Source organism: Streptomyces sp. RLA131, assembly GCF_056270125.1.
Window position 1 is genome coordinate 5,185,989 of record NZ_JBWDOQ010000002.1, and the last position, 21,777, is coordinate 5,207,765.

General features: G+C 70.7%; 22 protein-coding genes. 8 read left to right on the top strand and 14 right to left on the bottom strand.

Annotation, left to right across the window (positions count from 1 at the left end; genetic code table 11):
- Positions 1-4 precede the first annotated feature (4 nt).
- From RWE79_RS24600 to RWE79_RS24625, 6 genes are all read right to left on the bottom strand, one after another.
- On the bottom strand, positions 5-2,023 hold the full coding sequence (locus RWE79_RS24600) for a beta-galactosidase (protein ID WP_475942225.1): 2,019 nt from the start codon (positions 2,021-2,023) through the stop codon (positions 5-7).
- Between the two features lie 165 nt (positions 2,024-2,188).
- Positions 2,189-3,076, bottom strand: a complete 888-nt coding sequence (locus tag RWE79_RS24605; RefSeq protein WP_475942226.1) for a carbohydrate ABC transporter permease — start codon at positions 3,074-3,076, stop codon at positions 2,189-2,191.
- A complete protein-coding gene (locus RWE79_RS24610; RefSeq protein WP_475942227.1) occupies positions 3,073-4,083 on the bottom strand; it encodes a carbohydrate ABC transporter permease in 1,011 nt (336 codons plus the stop codon). The genes RWE79_RS24605 and RWE79_RS24610 overlap by 4 nt, the downstream gene beginning before the upstream one ends.
- Positions 4,080-5,390, bottom strand: coding sequence for an ABC transporter substrate-binding protein (locus RWE79_RS24615; protein WP_475942228.1), 1,311 nt, complete (start codon positions 5,388-5,390; stop codon positions 4,080-4,082). Before RWE79_RS24615 ends, RWE79_RS24610 begins: the two co-directional genes overlap by 4 nt.
- Positions 5,391-5,579: 189 nt before the next feature.
- Entirely contained in the window at positions 5,580-6,047 is a 468-nt protein-coding gene (locus tag RWE79_RS24620) for a sigma factor-like helix-turn-helix DNA-binding protein (RefSeq protein WP_475942229.1), read from the bottom strand.
- 32 nt (positions 6,048-6,079) lie between these two features.
- Positions 6,080-6,571 (bottom strand): MarR family winged helix-turn-helix transcriptional regulator, encoded by a 492-nt coding sequence (locus tag RWE79_RS24625; RefSeq protein ID WP_475942230.1) that lies wholly within the window; start codon positions 6,569-6,571, stop codon positions 6,080-6,082.
- Between the two features lie 197 nt (positions 6,572-6,768).
- Between RWE79_RS24625 and ilvA the strand changes: the two genes are divergently transcribed.
- From ilvA to RWE79_RS24640, 3 genes are all read left to right on the top strand, one after another.
- Positions 6,769-8,001, top strand: coding sequence for a threonine ammonia-lyase (gene ilvA, locus RWE79_RS24630; RefSeq protein WP_475942231.1), 1,233 nt, complete (start codon positions 6,769-6,771; stop codon positions 7,999-8,001).
- Between the two features lie 268 nt (positions 8,002-8,269).
- The gene (locus RWE79_RS24635) at positions 8,270-9,235 is read left to right on the top strand and encodes an ATP-binding cassette domain-containing protein (protein ID WP_475942232.1); all 966 of its coding nucleotides are present in this window, start codon (positions 8,270-8,272) and stop codon (positions 9,233-9,235) included.
- Positions 9,232-10,077, top strand: a complete 846-nt coding sequence (locus tag RWE79_RS24640; RefSeq protein WP_475942233.1) for an ABC transporter permease — start codon at positions 9,232-9,234, stop codon at positions 10,075-10,077. Before RWE79_RS24635 ends, RWE79_RS24640 begins: the two co-directional genes overlap by 4 nt.
- 102 nt (positions 10,078-10,179) lie before the next feature.
- Here the strand turns inward: RWE79_RS24640 and greA are convergent, their stop codons facing one another.
- Both greA and RWE79_RS24650 read right to left on the bottom strand, forming a co-directional pair.
- A complete protein-coding gene (greA, locus tag RWE79_RS24645) occupies positions 10,180-10,677 on the bottom strand; it encodes a transcription elongation factor GreA (protein ID WP_475942234.1) in 498 nt (165 codons plus the stop codon).
- A 144-nt stretch (positions 10,678-10,821) separates the two neighbouring features.
- Complete coding sequence (locus RWE79_RS24650) at positions 10,822-11,226, bottom strand: DUF4307 domain-containing protein (protein WP_475942235.1); 405 nt, start codon at positions 11,224-11,226, stop codon at positions 10,822-10,824.
- 98 nt (positions 11,227-11,324) lie between these two features.
- Here RWE79_RS24650 and mca point away from each other — a divergent pair, with 98 nt between their 5' ends.
- The gene (gene mca, locus RWE79_RS24655) at positions 11,325-12,200 is read left to right on the top strand and encodes a mycothiol conjugate amidase Mca (RefSeq protein ID WP_475942236.1); all 876 of its coding nucleotides are present in this window, start codon (positions 11,325-11,327) and stop codon (positions 12,198-12,200) included.
- Between the two features lie 3 nt (positions 12,201-12,203).
- Entirely contained in the window at positions 12,204-12,476 is a 273-nt protein-coding gene (locus tag RWE79_RS24660; protein WP_475942237.1) for a hypothetical protein, read from the top strand.
- Between the two features lie 72 nt (positions 12,477-12,548).
- Here the strand turns inward: RWE79_RS24660 and RWE79_RS24665 are convergent, their stop codons facing one another.
- Complete coding sequence (locus RWE79_RS24665; RefSeq protein ID WP_475942238.1) at positions 12,549-12,956, bottom strand: type II toxin-antitoxin system VapC family toxin; 408 nt, start codon at positions 12,954-12,956, stop codon at positions 12,549-12,551.
- Positions 12,953-13,228: a ribbon-helix-helix domain-containing protein gene (locus tag RWE79_RS24670; protein WP_475942239.1), complete on the bottom strand. Its 276-nt coding sequence runs from the start codon at positions 13,226-13,228 to the stop codon at positions 12,953-12,955. Before RWE79_RS24670 ends, RWE79_RS24665 begins: the two co-directional genes overlap by 4 nt.
- Before the next feature lie 155 nt (positions 13,229-13,383).
- Here RWE79_RS24670 and RWE79_RS24675 point away from each other — a divergent pair, with 155 nt between their 5' ends.
- A complete protein-coding gene (locus tag RWE79_RS24675; protein ID WP_475942240.1) occupies positions 13,384-13,815 on the top strand; it encodes a DUF6086 family protein in 432 nt (143 codons plus the stop codon).
- 78 nt (positions 13,816-13,893) lie between these two features.
- Positions 13,894-15,909 (top strand): thioredoxin domain-containing protein, encoded by a 2,016-nt coding sequence (locus RWE79_RS24680; protein ID WP_475942241.1) that lies wholly within the window; start codon positions 13,894-13,896, stop codon positions 15,907-15,909.
- Positions 15,910-15,925: 16 nt separating this feature from the next.
- Here the strand turns inward: RWE79_RS24680 and RWE79_RS24685 are convergent, their stop codons facing one another.
- The 3 genes from RWE79_RS24685 to trhA form a co-directional block, all read right to left on the bottom strand.
- Positions 15,926-16,528 carry a TetR/AcrR family transcriptional regulator gene (locus RWE79_RS24685; protein WP_475942242.1) on the bottom strand — a complete coding sequence of 201 codons (603 nt, stop codon included), beginning with the start codon at positions 16,526-16,528 and terminating at the stop codon, positions 15,926-15,928.
- Positions 16,529-16,539: 11 nt separating this feature from the next.
- The gene (locus tag RWE79_RS24690; RefSeq protein WP_475942243.1) at positions 16,540-18,123 is read right to left on the bottom strand and encodes a DHA2 family efflux MFS transporter permease subunit; all 1,584 of its coding nucleotides are present in this window, start codon (positions 18,121-18,123) and stop codon (positions 16,540-16,542) included.
- A gap of 205 nt (positions 18,124-18,328) precedes the next feature.
- Entirely contained in the window at positions 18,329-19,027 is a 699-nt protein-coding gene (trhA, locus tag RWE79_RS24695; protein ID WP_475942244.1) for a PAQR family membrane homeostasis protein TrhA, read from the bottom strand.
- A 253-nt stretch (positions 19,028-19,280) separates the two neighbouring features.
- On the opposite strand from trhA, the gene RWE79_RS24700 reads away from it, so the two are divergent.
- The gene (locus tag RWE79_RS24700) at positions 19,281-21,131 is read left to right on the top strand and encodes a phosphoenolpyruvate carboxykinase (GTP) (protein ID WP_475942245.1); all 1,851 of its coding nucleotides are present in this window, start codon (positions 19,281-19,283) and stop codon (positions 21,129-21,131) included.
- A gap of 220 nt (positions 21,132-21,351) precedes the next feature.
- Here RWE79_RS24700 and RWE79_RS24705 read toward each other — a convergent pair whose 3' ends face one another.
- Entirely contained in the window at positions 21,352-21,774 is a 423-nt protein-coding gene (locus tag RWE79_RS24705; RefSeq protein ID WP_475942246.1) for an SCO4983 family protein, read from the bottom strand.
- Between the last annotated feature and the right edge of the window lie 3 nt (positions 21,775-21,777).

Below are 21,777 nucleotides of genomic sequence, written 5' to 3' on the forward strand. Positions count from 1 at the left end.
CGGGTCAGCCCCGGGGTTCGCGGACGACCGCCACTCCGCCCGGCGCGAGGGTGACCGAGCCGGTGACGGGCTTGCCGGTGAGCAGGTCCACGCCGGCCGGGCAGGCCACCTCGGCGCCCTGGCCGGTGTGGTCGATGAGGAACAGGTAGTCCGCCTCTTCGCCGTGCCTCCGGACGGCCTCCACGCCCTGCGGCGCGAGCGGCTCGGTCCGTACGCCGGCCTCGGTCAGGACGCGGCCCAGCAGGGCGCCCAGGGTCGCCGGGTCGGGGTGGGTGGCGAGGTACCAGGCGTGGCCGCGCCGGGTGACGGCGGGGCCGCCGGCGAGCGGGCCGTCGGCGAAGGTGACGACCACCTCGGCGTCCACGGCCCGGACGCGCTCGCTCCACAGGTCGGCCGTGGCGCCGGGCGGTACGTCCTGCCCGGCCAGCCGGAGCGTCTCGCCGGGCAGCAGCGGGAACAGCTCGTCCGTCCGTACGCCCAGGACGTCCCGGAAGGCCCCGGGGTAGCCGCCGAGCCGGATGTGGCAGTTGGCGTCGGTCTGGCCGCTGTGGAAGCCGACGGCGAGCGTGCCGCCGCCCTCGGCGAAGCGCCGCAGGTTGTCCGCGCCGGCGTCGTCGACCAGGTAGAGGCTGGGCACCAGGACCGCCCGGTAGCCGTCCAGGTCGGCGTCCGGGCGGACGAAGTCCACGGCGACTCCGGCCCGCCACAGGGGCGCGTACCAGTCCCGTACGAGGTCCTGGAAGGACAGCTCGCCGCTGGGCTGGGAGGGGAGTTCCAGGGCCCAGCGGGCGTCCCAGTCCCAGGCGATGGCCACGGAGGCGCGCGCGGTGCTGCCCCGTACCTCGGCCAGCGCGGCGAGGTCGGCGCCGAGCCCGACGACGTCCCGCCAGATCTGGCTGTCCGTGCCGGCGTGCGGCAGCATCGCGGAGTGCCACTGCTCGGCGCCGGCCCGGGAGGCCCGCCACTGGAAGTAGGCGATGCCGTCGGCGCCGCGGGCGACGTGGGACAGGGCGTTGCGCCGCAGCTCGCCGGGGCCCTTGGCGCGGTTGACCGGCTGCCAGTTGACGGCGCCGGTGGAGTGCTCCATGAGCAGCCAGGGGCGGCCGCCCGCCAGTGACCGGACCAGATCGCCGCTGAGTGCGATGTCGAGCTCGGACTCGGGGTCGGTGGAGATCAGGTAGTGGTCGTTGGAGACGATGTCGAGTTCGGGTGCCCAGCGCCAGTAGTCCAGGGCGTCGAAGTTGCGCATCACCATGAAGTTGGTGGTCGCGGGGATGCCGGGGGCGGCCTCGCGCAGTACGTCCCGTTCGGCCGTGCACAGGGACAGCAGCTCGTCGGAGCAGAAGCGGCGCCAGTCCAGCTGCTGGGTGGGGTTGCCCACGGCGCCGGTGGCGCGCGGCGGCAGGATCTGGTCCCAGGAGTAGTACCACTGGCTCCAGAAGGCGGTGCCCCAGGCGTGGTTGAGGGCGGCCAGGTCGTCGCCGTAACGGGCCCGCAGCCAGATCCGGAAGGCGGCGGCGCTGGTGTCGCAGTAGCAGGCGGCGTTGTGGCAGCCGTACTCGTTGTGGACGTGCCACATGGCGACGGCGGGGTGCGCGGCGTACCGCTCGGCCAGGGCGCCCGCGATGCGCAGTGCGGCCCGCCGGTAGTCGGGGCTGCTGGGGCAGAAGGTCTGGCGGCTGCCGTACGACAGGCGGCGGCCGTCGTGGTCGACGGGCAGGGCGTCGGGGTGGGCGCGGAAGAACCAGGCGGGCGGGGCGGCGGTGGGGGTGGCCAGGTCGGCGGCGATGCCGTTCTCGTGGAGCAGGTCCAGCAGGCGGTCCATCCGCGTGAAGTCGTAGCGGCCCTCCTCCGGTTCCAGCAGGGCCCAGGAGAAGATGCCGACGCTGACCATGGTCACCCCGGCCTCGCGCATGAGGCGCATGTCCTCGTGCCAGATCTCCTCCGGCCACTGCTCGGGGTTGTAGTCGCCGCCGTAGGCGATGCCGGGCAGACGGAGGGGCGGGGCGGGGCGGTGGTTCACGGGGGATCTCTTTCGGGGCGTGTTCGGGGGCGTCCGCGCGTCGGGCCGTGTTCGGGGGCGTCCGCGCGGGGCACCGGCGGGGCGGGACCGGTCGCGAAAGGCCGCGGCGGGGCCCCGCCCCGCCGGAGGGGGCAGCCTTTCCCTCGGGACTCGGGAGGGGAGGGGTCAGCCCTTGTTCGCGCCCAGGGTCAGTCCGCTGACGAACTGGCGCTGGAGGGCGAAGTAGACGATCAGGGTGGGAATGGCGGTCAGCAGCGCGCCGGCCGCGACCAGGTTGGGGTCGGTGAAGTACTGCCCGGACAGGTTCTTCAGCGCGGACGTCACGGGCATGTTCTCGCCGGTCGAGATGAGAACGACGGCCCAGAAGAAGTCGTTGTAGATCCAGATGGACAGCAGGGTGGCCAGGGCCGCCATCGCGGGCTTGCACAGCGGCAGCACGATCTGCCAGTACAGGCGCCACACGGAGGCGCCGTCCACCAGGGCGGCCTCGGTCAGCTCGTGCGGCAGTGAGCGCATGTAGTTGCTCAGTACGAAGGCGCAGAAGCCGGACTGGAAGGCCACGTGGATGAGGACCAGGCCGAGCGCGGAGTCGTACAGCTTGCCGGAGGCGGTGATGCCGGGGAGGTCGACCAGCAGGTAGAGCCGGTAGAGCGGGGTGATGATGACCTGCTGGGGGAGCAGGTTGCCGGCGGTGAAGACCAGCAGCAGCGACAGGTTGACCCGGAAGTCGAAGCGGCTGACGTAGAAGGCGACGCAGGAGGACAGGAACAGCGTCAGCAGCACCGCCGGGATGGCGATGAGCAGGGTGTTCCCGAAGTAGTGCGTCATGTCGGACTGGGTGAAGGCGTTGGTGAAGTTGTCCAGGCTCAGCTTGCTGGGCCAGGACACGTAGCCCTTGGTGCTGGTCTCCCCGTACGGCCGCAGGGCGGCGTACAGCGCCCACAGCAGGGGCGCGAGCCAGGCCAGCGAGGTAACGGCCAGGAAGACGTGCAGCAGCACCCGGGCGGGGCGGAGTCGCCCGGTCTTGGGGAGAACGGCAGCGGAGGCGCTCATGCTCGCCGCTCCTTCCGGAAGGTGCTGATCAGGTACGGGATGATCACGCCGAGGGAGATCAGCAGCAGGACGACGGCTATCGCGGAGCCGTAGCCGATGCGGCTGGACTCGCCGATGATGTTGTTGGTGACCAGGATCGAGAGCAGCTCGGTGCCCTGGGTGCCGCCGTTGAAGACGTAGACCAGGTCGAAGGCGCGCAGCGACTCGATGATGGTGACGACCAGCACGATGGTGTTGATCGGCCGGAGCACCGGGAAGATGACGTTCTTGAAGGTCTGCCACTCGTTGGCGCCGTCCAGCGCGGAGGCCTCGCGCAGCGAGGGGTCCACACCCTTCAGGCCGGCGAGGTAGAGGATCATCATGTAGCCGGCGTGCCGCCAGGATGCGGCGACGAGGATGGCCCAGAGGTTGAGGTGGGGGTCGCCGATCCAGTCGATGTAGTGGCCGGGCTTGTTCGCCCCGATGACACTGTTGATGAGGCCGGTGTCGGGGTTGTAGACGAGCTGCCAGACGAACCCGGTGACGGCCATCGACACGACGACCGGCATGAAGAAGGCGGTCTGGTAGATCCGGGTGAAGCGGATCTTCTTGTCCAGCTGCACGGCGAGGAAAAGGCCGAACGGGGTGGGGATCAGCACCAGGACGACAAACCAGATGACGTTGTGCTGGACCGCCGGCCAGAACTGCGGGTTGTCGTTGAACAGCTGCTGGAAGTTGTCGAACCCGACCCACTTGATGGAGCCGAAGCCGATGCCGTCCCAGGTGGTGAAGGCGAGCGCGATGGAGGCCAGCGCCGTGACCCACACCAGGGCGACGTGCAGGAAGGTCGGTACGCCGGCCATGAGGCCGAGGGCGACCCGGTCGCGCCGGGTGAGCAGGCGCCGGTGGCCATGCGGCACTCGGCGCTTCTTGCCGGGGGCTGTTCCGGGGGTGCCCGGAGGCGGCGTGGCGGCCGCCTCCGGGGTGCTGGTGGATCCGGTCCCGGTCCCGGTGATCTGGGAACTCATGAGGAAGCGAAGATCGTCTTCTTCTGGCGCTCGATCGACGACAGCAGGCTGTCGATGCCCTTGGGGTTGCGGACGAAGTTCTGGAGCGCGGGCTGCATCACGGTCGAGGTGAAGTCGGGGCGGCTGTCGCGGTCCATGTACTGGGTGAGGTGCTTGGCGCCCGCGATCAGGTCGTATCCCTTCTTCTGAAGGGCGGAGTACGCGTCGGTGCTGGCCTTGTCGGAGGCGGCGACGACACTCGGGTCGGCCTTGAGGTACGTCTCCTCGGCCTTCGGGGTGCCCAGGAACTCCAGCAGCTTGACGGCGCCGGCGTGGTTCTTGGGGCTCTTGCTCATCATGTAGCCGTCGGTGGGCGCCTCGACCGTGTCCTGGCCGAAGGACGGGTCGATCTCGGGGAAGGGGAAGAAGTCCAGGTCGGCCAGGTCGTCGGCGTTGGTGAACTGCTGGGCGACGAACATGCCCAGGAGGTACATGCCGGCCTTCTTGGAGGCCACGGCCTGCGCCGCGTCCTGCCAGGTGCGGCCGATGGAGCCGTCCTGGTGGTAGGCCAGGATCTCGGACCAGTTGTCGAAGGTGGCGCGGGTCTTGGCGTCGGTCCAGGACGCCTCGCCCTTCATCAGCGAGATGTGGAAGTCGTAGCCGTTGGTGCGGCAGTTGATCTGGTCGAAGGTGCCGAGGGCGGGCCACGCGTCCTTGTCGCCGAAGGCGATCGGGACCAGCTTGTCCTTCTTCATCTGCTTGCACAGGGCGATGAAGGCGGACCAGGTGGTCGGCACCTCGTAGCCGTGCTTCTTGAAGACGCTCTTCCGGTAGAAGATCGCCCAGGGGTAGGTCGTGAGCGGCACGAAGTAGAACTTGCCGTCCTGGCCCTTGCTCAGCTCCTGCATGGCGGTCGGGAAGTTGCCCTTGATCGACTTCCACACGTCGTCGATCGGGCTCGCCAGGCCCTTGCCCGCGAAGAACTGCATGCGGTAGCCGGCGAACCAGTTGAACACGTCGTCCGGCGTGCCCTGGAGGTAGGAGTTGATCGACTCCTGGAAGGTGTTGTGATCCTTGGTGTTGACGTCGACGGTGGTCCCGGAGGACGCCTCGAACGCCTTGTAGATGCTCGCGTACGCCTTCTTGGGCACAGCGTCCGAGCCGTTGGAGCCCAGGGTGACCGTCTTGCTGCCGGACGACGAGGTGCTGCCGCCACAGGCGCTCAGCAGGGGAATGCCTGCGCCGAGCGCTGCCGCGCCACCGATGCCGCGCAGGACGGTGCGGCGGCTGGGGCCGGGGACTGTCAGGCCTGAGGGGGTGAGATGCATATCGGCTCCTGTGGGCTCGCCTGCCACGCCTGGCGCTTCGGGGGACACCGAAGTCACCACAATCAAACGTGACCGAACAGGCGTGGCAGCAATGAGAGCCGTATGTCCCATCCAACGTCAAGAGTTTCCGTTTGACTTTGTGGAAATGTAATCGACATACCGAACAGTGCGTCCGTCAACAGGACTGTGCTAGGAAGTGGCCGTGACCGTTGAGGAGGGCGCGGCCGGCGGCGCCGGCGGCCTGCTGCGCAGGGTGCCCGTCGCGCGCAGGCACAGGGCCCGGACGCGTTCCGCGGGCAGTCCCAGCTGGGCGGCGGCCTGCTCCTCGGCCACGCCCTCGTACAGCCGCAGCACCACGACCAGCCGTTCCTGCGGGGTCAGCCGGCCCAGTACGCCGCCGCCCGGGCGCCGCCACCACGGCCGGTGGGCGAAGCGGCGGACCAGCTCGGCCCTGGTGTAGGCGTACGGATCCTCGCCGCGCATGCGGCGCCAGTCGGCGTACGTACGGGTCAGGGCCGCGCACAGCAGGGCGTCGGCGTCGGCGGGGTCGCCGGTCAGGAGTGTGGCGGCATGCAGGAGCCGGCCTGCCGCGCCCGCCGTGAAGGCTTCGAACTCGGCGCTGCGCAGGCGCTCCGCTGCCGCCCGGCGCTCTCCCACAGCGCCATGGGACGGCAGCGGAAGCCCTCAGGTCAAGAGGTGTGTTCCTCGGGCTGGGTCACGGCCGCGTGGTAGTCCGACAGGGCGGTGTTGAAGCGGCCCAGCAACTCGCAGAAGGTGTCCCGCTCGTCCTCGCTCCAGCCGTCGGTGACGACGGCCATCAGCTGCTGCCGGGAGGCCCGTACCTCGTCCAGCCGGGAGCGCCCGCGAGGGGACAGCGCCAGCACCACCGCACGGCCGTCCTCGGGGTGCGAGGTGCGTTTGACCAGGCCGGAGTCGACCAGCGGCGCGACCTGCCGGGTGACGGTGGAGGAGTCGATCCCCATGCCCTCGGCCAGGGCCTTGACACCCATCGGACCCTCGTTGTCGAGACGGTTCAGAAGCAGGTAGGCGGCCCGGTCCATGGAGTTGCGCGCCTTGCCCACCCCGCCCAGGCGCGTCTGCTCCGCGCGCCGGGCGAAGAGGGCCACCTGGTGCTGCAGACGCTCCAGGAGGTCGGTCGTTGTCTCCGATGGAATGGGCATGGCCGGATGCTCGCGTTCTGTCGGTCCTGCGAAGGTTGGGAGAAGAGTACGCGCAGAGATTGCGGCCCGGACCCCACCGGCGAAAAGAAGCCGGGGGGCTTGGTTGCGGGCGCCGGGCTTGTGCCGCGCTAGCGCCCTGCCAGGGGGAGCCATGGGTGTGTTTCAGGCCAACGCCCCGGGACTGCCAGACTGGGCGCATGGAAAGCCACACGGCAGCCGTCTCCCACCCGGTCACGCTCGACGACATCCGCGGCGCGCACAAGATGCTCTCCGGCGTCGCGCGGGTGACCCCGATGGAGGGCAGCCGCTTCCTCTCCTCGCTCATCGGCGCCCCGGTGCACTTCAAGTGCGAGAACCTCCAGCGCACCGGCTCCTTCAAGGTGCGCGGCGCCTACGTGCGCATCGCCGGGCTCAGCCCCGAGGAGCGCGCGGCCGGTGTGGTCGCCGCCAGCGCGGGCAACCACGCGCAGGGCGTCGCGCTGGCCGCGTCGCTGCTGGGGGTGCGCTCCACCGTCTTCATGCCGGTCGGCGCCCCGCTGCCGAAGATCGCGGCGACCCACGACTACGGCGCGGAGGTCCGGCTGGAGGGTGAGGTGGTCGACGAGTCGCTGCGCGCCGCGCAGGCGTACGCGGACCGGACGGGCGCCGTCGTCATCCACCCCTTCGACCACCCCGACATCATCGCCGGGCAGGGCACGGTCGGCCTGGAGATCCTGGAGCAGTGTCCCGAGGTCCGCACCGTCGTGGTGGGCATCGGCGGCGGCGGCCTCGCGGCGGGTGTGGCGCTCGCCGTCAAGTGCCTGCGGCCCGACGTACGGGTGGTGGGCGTGCAGGCGGCCGGTGCGGCCGCGTATCCGCCCTCGCTGGCCGCCGGGTACCCGGTCCAGCTCGACACGGTCGCCACCATGGCCGACGGCATCAAGGTCGGCCGGCCGGGCGATGTGCCGTTCACCGTGGTGCGCGATCTGGTGGACGAGGTCCTCACGGTCTCCGAGGACGACCTGTCCAGCGCGCTGCTGCTGTGCCTGGAGCGCGCCAAGCTGGTCGTCGAGCCGGCCGGCGCCAGCCCCGTGGCGGCCCTCCTGGGGCACCCCGAGGCCTTCGCCGGCCAGGGGCCCGTGGTGGCGGTCCTCAGCGGCGGCAACGTCGACCCGCTGCTGATGCAGCGCATCCTGCGGCACGGCATGGCCGCCGCCGGGCGCTACCTCTCGCTGCGGCTGCGGCTCACCGACCGCCCGGGGGCGCTGGCGGCCCTGCTGGAGGTGCTCTCGCACAGCGACGCGAACGTCCTGGACATCGCGCACGTACGGACCGATCCCCGGCTGGGCCTGACCGAGGCCGAGGTGGAACTCCAGCTGGAGACCAAGGGCCCCGAGCACTGCGAGGCGGTCGCCTCGTCGCTGCGCGAGGCGGGGTACGCGGTCCGCTGAACAGTTCGCCGAGGCGCTCCGCCGGGGCCGTGAACCCCCTGGACCCCTGAACCCCGTGGACCCCTGAACCCCCTGGCCCCCTGAACCCCCTGCAATCACGTCGTTGTCAGTGCCTCATGGCACCGTGGACAGCGATGGCGGAGCCGTACGCGAAAAACGGTTGACGCGATATATCGCGTCTGGGATGCTCGCTCGCGATGCGTTCGGGAGCGGGCTGCTGCCCCGGCATCACGACGTACGCAGGGCAACCCTGGACGGGAGACACGGCATGACAGGCGCCATCCACGCCGAAGGCCTGGTGAAGACCTTCGGAGACGTACGCGCACTGGACGGAGTGGATCTGGACGTGCCGGAAGGCACGGTACTGGGACTGCTGGGTCCGAACGGCGCCGGCAAGACCACCGCCGTGCGGGTGCTGACGACGCTGCTCAGGCCCGACAGCGGCCGGGCCGTCGTGGCCGGGGTGGACGTCCTCCGGCAACCCGACGAGGTACGCCGCAAGATTGGCCTGTCCGGCCAGTTCGCCGCGGTCGACGAGTACCTGACCGGCCGGGAGAACCTCCAGATGGTCGGCCAGCTCTACCAGATGACCGGCCGGGACGCGAAGGCCCGGGCGGTCGAGCTGCTGGACCGGTTCAACCTCGCCGACGCCGCCGACCGGCCCGCCAAGACCTACTCCGGCGGTATGCGCCGCCGGCTGGACCTCGCCGCCGCCCTGGTCGTCAGGCCGCCGGTGATGTTCATGGACGAGCCCACCACCGGCCTGGACCCGCGCAACCGGCTCGCGCTGTGGGACGTGATCCAGGACCTGGTCGCGGGCGGCACGACACTGCTGCTCACCACGCAGTACCTGGAGGAGGCCGACCGGCTCGCGCACAACATCTGCGTGATCGACCACGGCAAGGTGATCGCCCGCGGCACCTCGGACGAGCTCAAGGCCCGCACCGGCGGCGAGCGGGTCGAGGTCGTCGTGCACGACCGCGAGCGCCTCGCGCAGGCCACCGAGGTCCTCAGCGGCTTCGGGAAGGGCGCCGCGAAGGTCGAGGACCACATGCGGCAGATCACCGTCCCGGTGACGGGCGGCGCCAAGCTGCTCGCCGAGGTGATCCGTGAGCTGGACGCCCGCGGCATCGAGATCGACGACATCGGGCTGCGCCGCCCGACCCTGGACGACGTGTTCATCTCGCTGACGGGCCACGTCGCGGAGCTGAAGGAAGAGGAGGACGCCGCATGACCGCCGTCAGTACGGCCCCGGTCGTGGGCCGGCGGCGCAACGCGCTCAGCCAGTCCCTGCGCGACTCGCTGGTGCTCGCCAAGCGCAATCTGATCCGCATGATGCGCATCCCGGAAGTGATCATCTTCGGGATGATCCAGCCGATCATGTTCGTGGTGCTGTTCAGCTATGTCTTCGGCGGTTCGATGAACGTCGGCGGCACCACGAGCGCGAGTGTGTACCGCGAGTTCCTGATGGCCGGCATCTTCGCCCAGACCGTCACCTTCGCCACCGCGGGCGCCGGCGCGGGCATCGCCGACGACATGCACAAGGGCCTGGTCGACCGCTTCCGGTCGCTGCCGATGGCCCGCGGCGCGGTCCTCACCGGCCGCACCCTGGCCGACTCCGTACAGACCGCGCTGACCCTGGTCGTCCTGGCCGTGGTCGCCCTGATCGTCGGCTGGCGGGTCCACGAGGGCATCCCCAAGGCCCTCGGCGGCTTCGCGCTGCTGCTCCTGCTCGGCTACGCCTTCTCGTGGATCGGCGCGCTGATCGGCCTGTCGGTCCGCACCCCGGAGGCGGCCACCTCGGGCGGGCTGATCTGGCTGTTCCCGCTGACGTTCGTGTCGAACGCCTTCGTGGACTCCAGCCAGATGACGCCCTGGCTGCGGCACATCGCGGACTGGAACCCGTTCAGCGCCACCGTGCAGGCCTGCCGTGAGCTGTTCGGCAACCCGGGAGTGTCGGCCTCCGACGCCTGGCCGATGCAGCACCCGGTCTGGGCCTCGCTGATCTGGTCCGTCGCGATCATCGCGCTCTTCCGGACGCTGGCGGTCAGCAAGTACCGCTCCGCCACCTCCTGAGCCTGCCCCGGCCGTCCCGGCCATGACAGAGCCCCCGGTCCGTACCCGAGGTACGGACCGGGGGCTCCGCGCGGTCAGGGGGCCGGGGTGTCAGCGGCCGCCTCAGGCCTGGTAAGGCTTGACCGCGAGGATCTTCACCGAGGCCTTCTTGCCGTTCGGCAGGTCGTAGACCGCTTCGTCACCGGCCTTGCGGCCGTTGACACCCGAGCCCAGCGGGGACTGCGGCGAATAGATGTCCAGGTCGGACGAGACGTACTCGCGCGAGCCCAGCAGAAAGGTCAGCGTGTCGTCCGGGTCGCCGTCGAAGGCGATGGTGACGACCGTGCCGGGAGCGACCACGCCGTTGTCGGCAGGGGCCTCGCCGACCTTCGCGTGCTCCAGGAGCTGGATCAGCTGACGAATCCGGAGCTCCAGTTTGCCCTGGTCCTCGCGTGCCGCGTGGTAACCGGCGTTCTCCTTGAGATCGCCTTCCTGGCGGGCTTCCTCGATCTTGGCAACGATCTCGGCGCGTGCGGGACCAGACAGATGCTCCAGCTCGGCCTTGAGCTGGTCGTACGCCTCCTGGGTCAGCCAGGTGACGCTGTCGCCGGTCTGGGTCACAGGTGCTCCTCGTCGGTGCTTGGCTTGCGCTTGCTTTACAAATCAACGCCCTACCCGAAAACATGCGTCTTCGCGGGAGGGCGAAACCACGAGCGTAACAATTTCCGCCCTCGATGGGCGAGAGGAAAGGCGGCCGGGGGCGGTTCAGCCGGCCTGACAGCCGACCAGTTCGGCACTGGTGCCGCGAGCCGTGGTGCGGATGGTGACCACGGTGTCGATGCGGCTGCTGTGTTCGGTCAGCCGCAGATCCCGGCGGCCCACCTCGGTGCCGTCCTCGGCCACCGAGCGCAGGGTGCACACCCCCGTGACATCGGTGTCCTTGCGGACCTCGACATGTACCTGGACGGCCTGGTCGGAGACCACGTCGAAGGCGATCACCTGGCCGCTGACCTGCGTCCCGGTGATCTTCGCCCACCCGTACCAGCCCACCAGGAGCACCGCGAGCACCGCCAGCACCGCGCCCACCCGCCTCAGGGTGCGGTCGGCCTGGGCATCGGAGCGGCCACGGCCGTAACGCCCCTCCGGCAGCGCCTCGCGGATGGCGGTCATGTGTCGAATCCTCCTGGGAGCGGGCCTCGGGATTAAACAGGCCCTCGCTTCGGTCACTATAGAAGCCGCTTCCACGACCGATGACAGAGGATCGAGCCTTGACCGAGCAGTTGCGACTGATGGCCGTCCACGCCCACCCCGACGACGAGTCGAGCAAGGGCGCGGCCACCATGGCGAAGTACGTGTCCGAGGGGGTGGAGGTCCTGGTCGCCACCTGCACGGGCGGTGAGCGCGGTTCCGTGCTCAATCCCAAGCTCCAGGGCGACCCCTATATCGAGGCCAACATCCACGAGGTCCGTGCCAGGGAGATGGACGAGGCCCGCGAGATCCTCGGCGTCGGCCAGTCCTGGCTGGGCTACGTCGACTCCGGCCTCCCCGAGGGCGACCCGCTGCCCCCGCTTCCCGAGGGCTGTTTCGCCCTCCAGGACGTCGACGAGGCGGCCGGCACCCTGGTGAAGCTGATCCGGGAGTTCCGTCCCCACGTGATCACCACGTACGACGAGAACGGCGGCTACCCGCACCCCGACCACATCATGACCCACAAGATCTCCATGGCCGCCTTCGAGGCCGCCGGCGACCCCGAGCGCTACCCCGACGCGGGTGAGCCCTGGACCCCGCTCAAGCTCTACTACAACCAGGGCTTCAACCGGCAGCGCACCGTCGCCCTCCACGAGGCCCTGCTCGCGCGCGGCCTCGAATCCCCCTACGGCGAGTGGCTGGAGCGCTGGAAGAGCTTCGACCGGCCCGAGCGCTCCATCACCACCCATGTGCCCTGCGCGGAGTTCTTCGAGATCCGCGACAAGGCGCTGCTCGCCCACGCCACCCAGATCGACCCCGACGGTGCCTGGTTCCACGTCCCCATGCACATCCAGAAGGAGGTCTGGCCCACCGAGGACTACGAGCTGGCGCAGTCCCGCGTGGACACCTCGCTGCCAGAGTCCGACCTCTTCGCGGGCATCCGCGAGGCGGGGTAGACAATGGTTCCCGTGAACTCCACTTTCGGCACGGCCGCCGCCCAGCTCGTCCCTCTGGCCGTCAAGGACCTCGACGAGAACAAGGTGACGCCGGGGCTTCTCGGATTCGTCATCTTCGCCTGCATCGGCCTCGCGCTGTGGTGGCTGATGAAGAACATGAACAAGCAGTTCAAGAAGATCGACTTCGAGCAGCCGGCGGAGTCGGTGGCGGAGGCGACGGTTTCGGAGCAGCCCGCTCCGGCCGGTGGGGCGGGCAGTGCCGAGCGCGAGCGGTAGGCCCCCGGCCGGTGCCGCGCCGGAACGGGCGTAGGAACGCCACGGGTACGTAAGGGCAGTGGTCCGGGTCCGTCAGACATCGACGATGCCTACGCGGCCCCCGCACAGTTTCGACCAGTCGTCACGGTCCGAGGTGAGGACCAGAACGGGGGCCGGGGAGCGCAGGGCCATCGCGGCGACGAGAGCGTCGATCGCGTACTTGTGTCCGTGGAGGCCACCCGCGTCCAGCAGCAGGCGCACGGCGGTCACCGAGTCGGCTTGGCTGACCGGCTCGACCTGGAGCCGGGAGAGGATCCAGTTGAGCCGGGCGACATCCGTTGTGCCGTGGACGGCCTCCACCACGGTGAGAACGGAGACGAGGACCGGCACACCCGCCCGGCGGGATGCCTCGATGCGGATGACCATCTGCCGGTCGTTGCCGAGCAGGAGGGACAGTGCCTGGGAGTCGAGGACCAGGGATCGGGCTGCGGGCTCCTTCACGCGGTGTTCTGTCCGGTTCCATGGGACTGCTGCTCTTCGCCGAAGAGTTCACGGTGCGCCGCATCGATCTCCTGATCGGTGAGGGCGCCGTGCTCGGCCTCGTGGTCGGCGACGATCTCGGCCAGGCCGTCCATGGCGAGCTGGTGCCGGACCGCTTCGGTGATGTAGGCGGACACGCCACGTCGGCCGGCGCGCTCGCGCAGCGCTCCGACCAGTTCCGAGGGCAAGGACACGGAGATGTTCTCGGTCGTCCCAGTTCGGTTCGTCTGCATGAGGCCAGTGTACGACAAGAACTATTACAGTCCGGGCCGGCGGGCTTACCCGGGGCATACCCCCCTTATGTCGTGGGGCTCTGCCACGTGCCCTCTGCCGCATCTGCCAGGCGCATGCTGGTTACGCCGGCGCTTCATACACAGGGGGCTCAAGCATGAGCCAGTACTTCGACCTCGGTGGCGAGACGTTGTGGAATCCGTCGAACGGGGCGGCTCGATTGTTCCTCGGCCAGCTGGCCGTCTTCGAGGCGGAGCTGGGTCTTCCCGCTGGAATCGGCCCGATGGAGAACGACGAGTGCCAGGTCGAACCCGTAGCGTTCGGGGTCTTCGCCTCCGCTCTTCTGGCACAGCACCGGCACACCTGGCACGCCGTCATCCGGGCACTTTCCGAGGGCTTCGTCGTCATGGTGCTCGCTCTCGCGGAGCGGGCGGCCATCGAACCGGACTGGGCGGATCCGGGTGTCGCGGCGCAAGGCGAGCGGGATGTCCAGGTCCCCGCGTTCCCCGGCCTGGTCGACCAGGGCGACGCGCAGGGCAGGCGGCTGCGTGAACGAGTACGGGAAATCGACCGAGCCATGGCTCGTTGACGGAACAGCGGCTGGATCCGGCAGAGTGGCAGCGGTGCAGTGGCCGGGCCGGCGACGCCGGCATGGCAGAGTGGAACCATGAATCGACTGGCTGGTTCCCAGTCGCCGTACCTCCTGCAGCACGCCGACAACCCCGTCGACTGGTGGCCGTGGGGGGAAGAGGCGTTCGGGGAAGCGCGCGAGCGCGGGGTGCCGGTGCTGCTGAGCGTGGGGTACTCCAGCTGCCACTGGTGTCATGTGATGGCCCATGAGTCCTTCGAGGACGCCGGGCTGGCCGAGTATCTCAACGAGCACTTCGTGCCGGTGAAGGTCGACCGCGAGGAGCGGCCCGATGTCGACGCCGTCTACATGGAGGCGGTGCAGGCGGCGACCGGGCAGGGCGGCTGGCCGATGACCGTGTTCCTGACGGCGGAGGCCGAGCCCTTCTACTTCGGTACGTACTTCCCGCCCGCGCCGCGCCACGGCATGCCCTCGTTCCGTCAGGTGCTGGAGGGTGTGGTGAGCGCCTGGCGGGACCGCCGGGAAGAGGTCGACGAGGTCGCGGCGCGCGTGGTGAAGGACCTGGGCGGCCGGGCCCTGGCGTACGAGGGGGTCGCGCCGCCCGGTGAGCAGGAGCTGGCGGCGGCGCTGCTGGGGCTGACCCGGGAGTACGACGAGGTGCGCGGCGGGTTCGGGGGCGCGCCGAAGTTCCCGCCGTCCATGGCGCTGGAGTTCCTGCTGCGGCACCACGCCAGGACCGGTGCCGAGGGCGCGTTGGAGATGGCCCGGGACACCTGCGAGGCGATGGCCAGGGGCGGTATCCACGACCAGCTCGGCGGCGGTTTCGCGCGTTACTCGGTCGACCGGGAGTGGACCGTCCCGCACTTCGAGAAGACGCTCTACGACAACGCGCTGCTGTGCCGGGTCTACGCCCACCTGTGGCGGGCCACCGGGTCCGAGGAGGCGCGGCGGGTCGCGGTCGGGACGGCCGACTTCATGGTGCGGGAACTGCGCACGGCGGACGGCGCTTTCGCCTCCGCGCTGGACGCGGACAGCGAGGGCACCGAGGGCGCGTTCTACGTGTGGACGCCGGCCCAGCTGCGCGAGGTGCTCGGCGAGGACGACGCGGCCCTGGCCGCCGAGTACTTCGGTGTGACGGACGAGGGCACCTTCGAGGAGGGGGCGTCCGTGCTGCGGCTGGTGGGCGGCGGCCTCGCGGACGCCGAGCGGATCGCCTCGGTACGGGAACGGCTGCTGGCGGCGCGGGAGGCCCGGCCGCGTCCCGGGCGGGACGACAAGGCGGTCGCGGCCTGGAACGGGCTGGCGGTGGCCGCGCTGGCGGAGACCGGGGCGTACTTCGAGCGGCCGGACCTGGTGGCGGCGGCGGTCGACGCGGCGGACCTGCTCGTACGGGTCCACATGGACGAGCACGGCCGGCTCGCCCGGACCTCCCGGGACGGCGAGGCCGGCCCGCACGGCGGTGTCCTGGAGGACTACGGCGATGTCGCGGAGGGCTTCCTGACCCTGGCCGGGGTGACGGGGGAGGGGGTGTGGCTCGACTTCGCCGGGCTGCTCCTGGACTCCGTACTGCGGCACTTCGTGGGTGAGGACGGCACGCTCTACGACACCGCCGACGACGCCGAGGCGCTGATCCGGCGTCCCCAGGACCCGACGGACAACGCGGCGCCCTCCGGCTGGACGGCGGCGGCCGGGGCCCTGCTTTCCTACGCCGCCCACACCGGCTCCGCTGCCCACCGGGACGCCGCCGAGCGGGCGTTGGGCGTGGTGGGGGCGCTGGCCGGGCGGGTGCCCCGGTTCATCGGCTGGGGGCTGGCGGTCGGCGAGGCGGCGGTGGACGGGCCCCGGGAGGTCGCGGTGGTCGGTGCGGCCGGGGACGCGGCCGCCGCCGACCTGCACCGGGCCGCGCTGCTCGGTACGGCGCCGGGCGCGGTGGTCGCCGCCGGTGAGCCGGACAGCGGCGAGTTCGCGCTGCTGGCCGGCCGGCCCCTGGTGGACGGGCGGCCGGCGGCGTATGTGTGCCGGCACTTCGTCTGTGCCGCGCCCACCACGGACGCCGACGTCCTGCGGCAGCAGGTGGGCGCGGCGGCGCGCTGAGCGCCCCCGGCCCGCGCTACAGGCGGAAGTTGGCGGCGAGGGCCCGCAGGGTGCGGTCGAGTACCTGGGAGAGGTCCTCGACCGCACCGCCCTGGATCCACTGCATCATGCCCTCGCTCCAGGCCCCTGTGATCGCGGCGACGACGATCCGGATCTCCGCCCTGTCGACATGGTGGCCGGCGACCGGGCGGCGCCCGGCGAGGGCGTCGCTCATCAGGCCGCAGGACACCGCCATGTGCTCGCCCAGCCTGGCCCGGACGGCGGGGACGTCCTCGGCCAGCCGCAGCCGCTGGACCATCTCCTCCCGTTCCTCGGTGAACTGCTCGTGGAGCAGCCCGAGTACGGCCTCGCGCACCGACTCGACGATCGGCTCGTCGGCGGGCCGGGCCCGGAGGGCGGCCTCGATGAGCGGGTCGTACTCGTCGGTGAGGACGATGTCCTCCTTGGTCGGGAAGTAGCGGAACACCGTGCTGGCCGAGACGTCGGCCGCCGCCGCGATCTGCTCCACCGTGGTGCCGTCGTAGCCCTGTTCGTCGAAGAGGCGGTACGCGGCGCGGCGGATGGCCTGGCGGGTCTGGATCTTCTTGCGTTCGCGCAGGCCGGTCTTGGGGGCAGTCATGGTCGCTATTGTCAGGCATCGGCCGGTTCTGCGGCCACGGGCGCGGCTCCGGTGCCGGCTCCGGTGCCGGCCTCGGGTGCGGCGGCCGTCCTGGGGTTCGGCAGGAAGATCGCCACCAGCACGGCGGTGGCCAGGGCGGCGGCCGCGCAGGTGAGCAGGGCGAGGTTCATGCCGTGGACGTACGCGGCGTCGGCGGCGGCCGCGAGCGCCGGGTCGCCGAGTGCGGCGGCGACGGCGTGGGCGGCGCCGACCGAGTCGGCGGCGGTGTGCGCGGCGGTCGCGGGCAGCCCCGTGGTGTCGAGGTGGCCGGCGTAGGCGCCCGCGACGACACTGCCGAGGATGGCGACGCCGATGGCGCCGCCGGTCTGGCGGAGCGTCATCAGCAGCCCGGAGCCGCTGCCGGCCCGGTCGCGCGGGAGGGCGCCCAGGGCGGCGTCCATGGCGGGGATCATGGCGAACCCGAAGGCGAAGCCGGTGATGGACAGCCACAGCGCGGTGGTGCCGTAGCCGTCGGAGGCGGTCGTACGGGAGCCGAGTACGGCGGCGGCCGCCAGGGTGAGCAGCCCGGCGGTGATCACCGGGCGCGGCCCGAACCGCCTGGCCAGCGGGGCGCTGCCGCGCGACGCGACGAGCAGGCCGCCCATCAGGGGCAGCAGCCGGACGCCGGTGCCGAAGGCGTCGTTGCCGAGGACGACCTGCAGGTACTGCGGGACCAGGAAGAGCAGCCCGGTGAGGATGAAGGTGACCAGGGTCGCCGAGACGCCGTTCCACAGGAAGCCGCGGTGCCGCAGCAGTTCCAGGTCGAGCAGGGGCCGCTCGGTGCGGCGCTCGCGCAGTACGAGCCCGGTGAGCAGGGCGACGGCGGCGAAGAGCGTGAGCAGCACCAGCGGGTCGCTCCAGCCCCGGCGCGGGCCCTCGATGATGCCGAAGACGAGGGCGCCCAGGCCGGTCACGGACAGGGCGGTGCCGGGCAGGTCGACCCGGGGCGCGGCGGGGTCGCGGGTCTCGGGCAGCAGGAACAGGCAGGCGGTGATGCCGATGGCGACCAGCGGGATGTTGATCAGAAAGATCGAGCCCCACCAGAAGTGGTTGAGCAGGGTGCCGCCGATGATCGGCCCGAGCGGCATGCCCAGGGCCATGGCCGCGGTGACCGCGCCGACCGCCTTGCCGCGCTCCTCGGGGCCGAAGAGCGAGGGCAGTACGGACAGGGCGAGCGGCATCACGAAGGCGGCGCCGAGCCCCATGACCGTACGGGCGGCGATGACCGGTCCCGGGGTGCCGGCGAGGGTGCCGACGAGTGAGCCGGCGAGGAAGACGGCCAGGCCGGCGATGAGCATCCGGCGGCGTCCGAAGCGGTCGCCCAGCAGCCCGGCGGGGAGCATGACGGCGGCGAAGACGACGGTGTAGCCGTCGACGATCCACTGCTGGTCGCCGGTGTCGGCGCCGAGCTGGGTGGCCATGCTGGGCAGGGCGACGTTGAGGATCGTCATGTCGAAGCCGAGGACGATCATGCTGGCCACCAGGGCGCCCAGTGCCCACCAGCGGCGCGGGTCGCGCTCTTCCTCCGGCGCTGCCTGCGGTTCCGTCGTCGTCATGACAGGTCTCCTGGTGAGCGTGAGCGTGAGCGCGGGTGTGGGTGCGGGTGCGGGTGAAGCGTGCGGATAGCCGCGGCCGTATCGAGAGTCACTATCAAGTGACAGTGACTCTCAAAAGAGAGTAGCCATCATTTCGGGTACGCGAAAGCCCCGCCCCCGGGGTTCCGGGAGCGGGGCTGGAAGCCGCGGGTCGGGCGCCCGGGCCCTATGTGTGGGTGTAGGCCACCAGGGAGATCCCGACGTAGTGCGCGACGAACGCCGCCAGGGTGAGGGAGTGGAAGACCTCGTGGAAGCCGAACCAGCGCGGTGACGGGTTCGGTCGCTTGGTGCCGTAGATCACCGCGCCCGCGCTGTAGAGCAGGCCGCCGACGATGATCAGCGCCATCACCGCGATGCCGCCGCTGCGCATGAAGTCGGGCAGGAAGAAGACCGCCGCCCAGCCCAGCGCTATGTAGCAGGGGGTGTAGAGCCACCGCGGCGCGCCCACCCAGAAGACCCGGAACGCTATGCCGGCCAGTGCCCCGGCCCACACCAGCCACAGCAGGACGTCCCGTTTGCCGCCGTCCAGCAGCAGGATCGTCAGCGGTGTATACGTTCCGGCGATGATCAGGAAGATGTTCGCGTGGTCCAGGCGGCGCAGGATCGCCTCGCCGCGCGGGCCCCACTCGCCCCGGTGGTACAGGGCGCTGACCCCGAAGAGCGCGCAGGCGGTGACGGTGAAGACCGCGCAGGCGATCCGGCCCCTGGTGCTCTCGGCGAACGCGGTCAGTGTGACGCCGGCGATCAGCGCGGCCGGAAACATCCCGGCGTGCAGCCACCCCCTGAGCTTGGGCTTTATCGGATGCGCCAGGGCGAGTTCGCTCACGTCGGGGGTCACGGAAGAAGTCTGGTCGACCGTCGTCATGCGGTCAATGCTAGCTACGCCACCGTAGGTTACGCGTCCGTAGCTCCGAGTGTTACGAGTGGCGATGCTCACCCCTCGTGCCCTGGACAGATCCCGTTCGATGTCCCGATACTCATATGAGTGCGGTCGGCACCGGATGAGCATCCCACGAAGCGGCATCCGGGTCGCAGCCCCCAAGGGGCCGACAACAGCGGTTCAACACCCTCAAACAACACACGCCGGGTGAGTGCACACCTGGCGGATCGGAGCGATCGTGGCGCGCGTCAAAGCGGCTCCCACCAATCACCAGGACCTGATCGCATGGGTCGGCGAGATCGCCGAGCTGACCCAGCCCGACGAGATCGTGTGGTGCGACGGCTCGGAGAGCGAGTACGGACGTCTTGCCGACGAACTCGTCGAAAAGGGCACGTTCCGCAAGCTCGACCCGGTCAAGCGCCCCAACTCGTACTACGCCGCCTCCGACCCGACCGACGTCGCTCGTGTCGAGGACCGCACCTTCATCTGCTCCGAGAAGGAGGAGGACGCGGGCCCCACCAACCACTGGAAGCACCCCGACGAGATGCGTGCCATCTTCACGGGTGAGGGCGCCCCCTCCGGGGAGAAGGGCCTCTTCCACGGCTCGATGCGCGGCCGCACGATGTACGTCGTGCCCTTCTGCATGGGCCCGCTGGGCTCGGAGCTGTCGGCCATCGGCGTCGAGATCACCGACTCCGCGTACGTCGCCACCGCCATGCGCACCATGACCCGCATGGGCCAGGAGGTGCTGGACGAGCTCGGCGAGGACGGCTTCTTCGTCAAGGCCGTGCACAGCGTCGGCGCCCCGCTCGCCGAGGGCCAGGCCGACGTGCCGTGGCCCTGCAACTCCACCAAGTACATCTCGCACTTCCCCGAGAGCCGTGAGATCTGGTCCTACGGCTCCGGCTACGGCGGCAACGCGCTGCTGGGCAAGAAGTGCTACGCGCTGCGCATAGCCTCGGTCATGGCCCGTGACGAGGGCTGGCTCGCCGAGCACATGCTCATCCTCAAGCTCACCCCGCCGCGCGGCGGCACCGAGGCCGTCAAGTACATCGCCGCCGCCTTCCCCAGCGCCTGCGGCAAGACCAACCTGGCCATGCTGGAGCCCACCATCCCCGGCTGGACGGTGGAGACCATCGGCGACGACATCGCCTGGATGCGCTTCGGCGAGGACGGCCAGCTGTACGCGATCAACCCCGAGGCCGGCTTCTTCGGCGTCGCCCCCGGCACCGGCGAGGCGACCAACGCCAACGCCATCAAGACGCTGTGGGGCAACTCGGTCTTCACCAACGTCGCCCTCACCGACGACAACGACGTCTGGTGGGAGGGCCTCACCGAGGAGGCCCCGGCCCACCTGACCGACTGGAAGGGCAACGACTGGACGCCGGAGTCCGGCACCCCGGCCGCCCACCCCAACGCCCGCTTCACCACCCCGGCCGGCCAGTGCCCGATCATCGCGCCCGAGTGGGAGGACCCCAAGGGCGTGCCGATCTCGGCCATCCTCTTCGGCGGCCGCCGGGCCTCGGCCGTGCCGCTGGTCACCGAGTCCTTCACCTGGCAGCACGGCGTCTTCCTCGGCGCCAACGTCGCCAGCGAGAAGACCGCGGCGGCCGAGGGCAAGGTCGGCGAGCTGCGCCGCGACCCCTTCGCCATGCTGCCCTTCTGCGGCTACAACATGGGCGACTACATGGCCCACTGGGTCAAGCTCGGCCAGGACGCGGAGCGCGAGGGACGCGGGTCCAAGCTGCCGAAGATCTACTACGTCAACTGGTTCCGCAAGGACGCCGAGGGCCGCTTCGTGTGGCCGGGCTTCGGCGAGAACAGCCGCGTCCTGAAGTGGATCGTCGACCGCCTCAACGGTGTCGCCGAGGGCGTCGAGACCCCGATCGGCATCCTGCCGGCCGAGGGCGCCCTCGACACGGACGGTCTGAAGATCTCCCAGGAGGACCTGGACCTGCTCCTGTCGGTCGACGTCGAGGTCTGGCGGGAGGAGGCCTCCCTCATCCCCCAGCACCTGGAGACCTTCGGGTCCCACACCCCCAAGGAGCTGTGGGACGAGTACCGCGCGCTTGTCGCGCGCCTGGGCTGACCCGGCAGACCGCGGTTTCCGGTCCGCCCGATCCTCCCCGCGCGTGCGGCGCGGGCGGGTGGACCGGTGGTGGGCGACGGCCCCGGCGGTACGGGGATCCCCGACCACGAACCCCTGCCGCGGGGCCGGGCCGACCCTCGCACCGAGGGCCCGGGACATCAGTGATGTCCCGGGCCCTCGGCCTGCGCTCCGCACGGTTCCGCGCGGTTACGCGTATCGCTCAGGCCGCCGCGGCGGCCTCGTGCGCGTCCAGCCGCTTCGCGGCCAGCATCGCGGCGGCGGTGTCCTGACGGGACGCCGCGACGACCAGGGCCCGCCCCGCCAGCGCCTGTGCGCGCCGGTGGAGTGCGGCGATCCGCTCCGGGCCGGCCGGGTCCGTGCCCACCACGGCGGCGGGCAGCGGGAGCCGGGCCGGGGAGCGGCCCTGACGCAGTCGTGCCACGCACGCGGCGAGTTCCTCGGCCGCCCGGCCGATGTCGTCGCCGGGTACGAGGGCGCGCAGCTCGTCGGTGACGGCGAGCAGTGCGGACAGATGACCGGCGAGCTGGAAGTCCAGCTCCTCGTCCCGGCTGCGCCTCGGGAATGCCGGAGTCGTCGTGGCCGCCACGCTGTGGACCGATCTGGTGCGTATCGGTTCGTACATGGG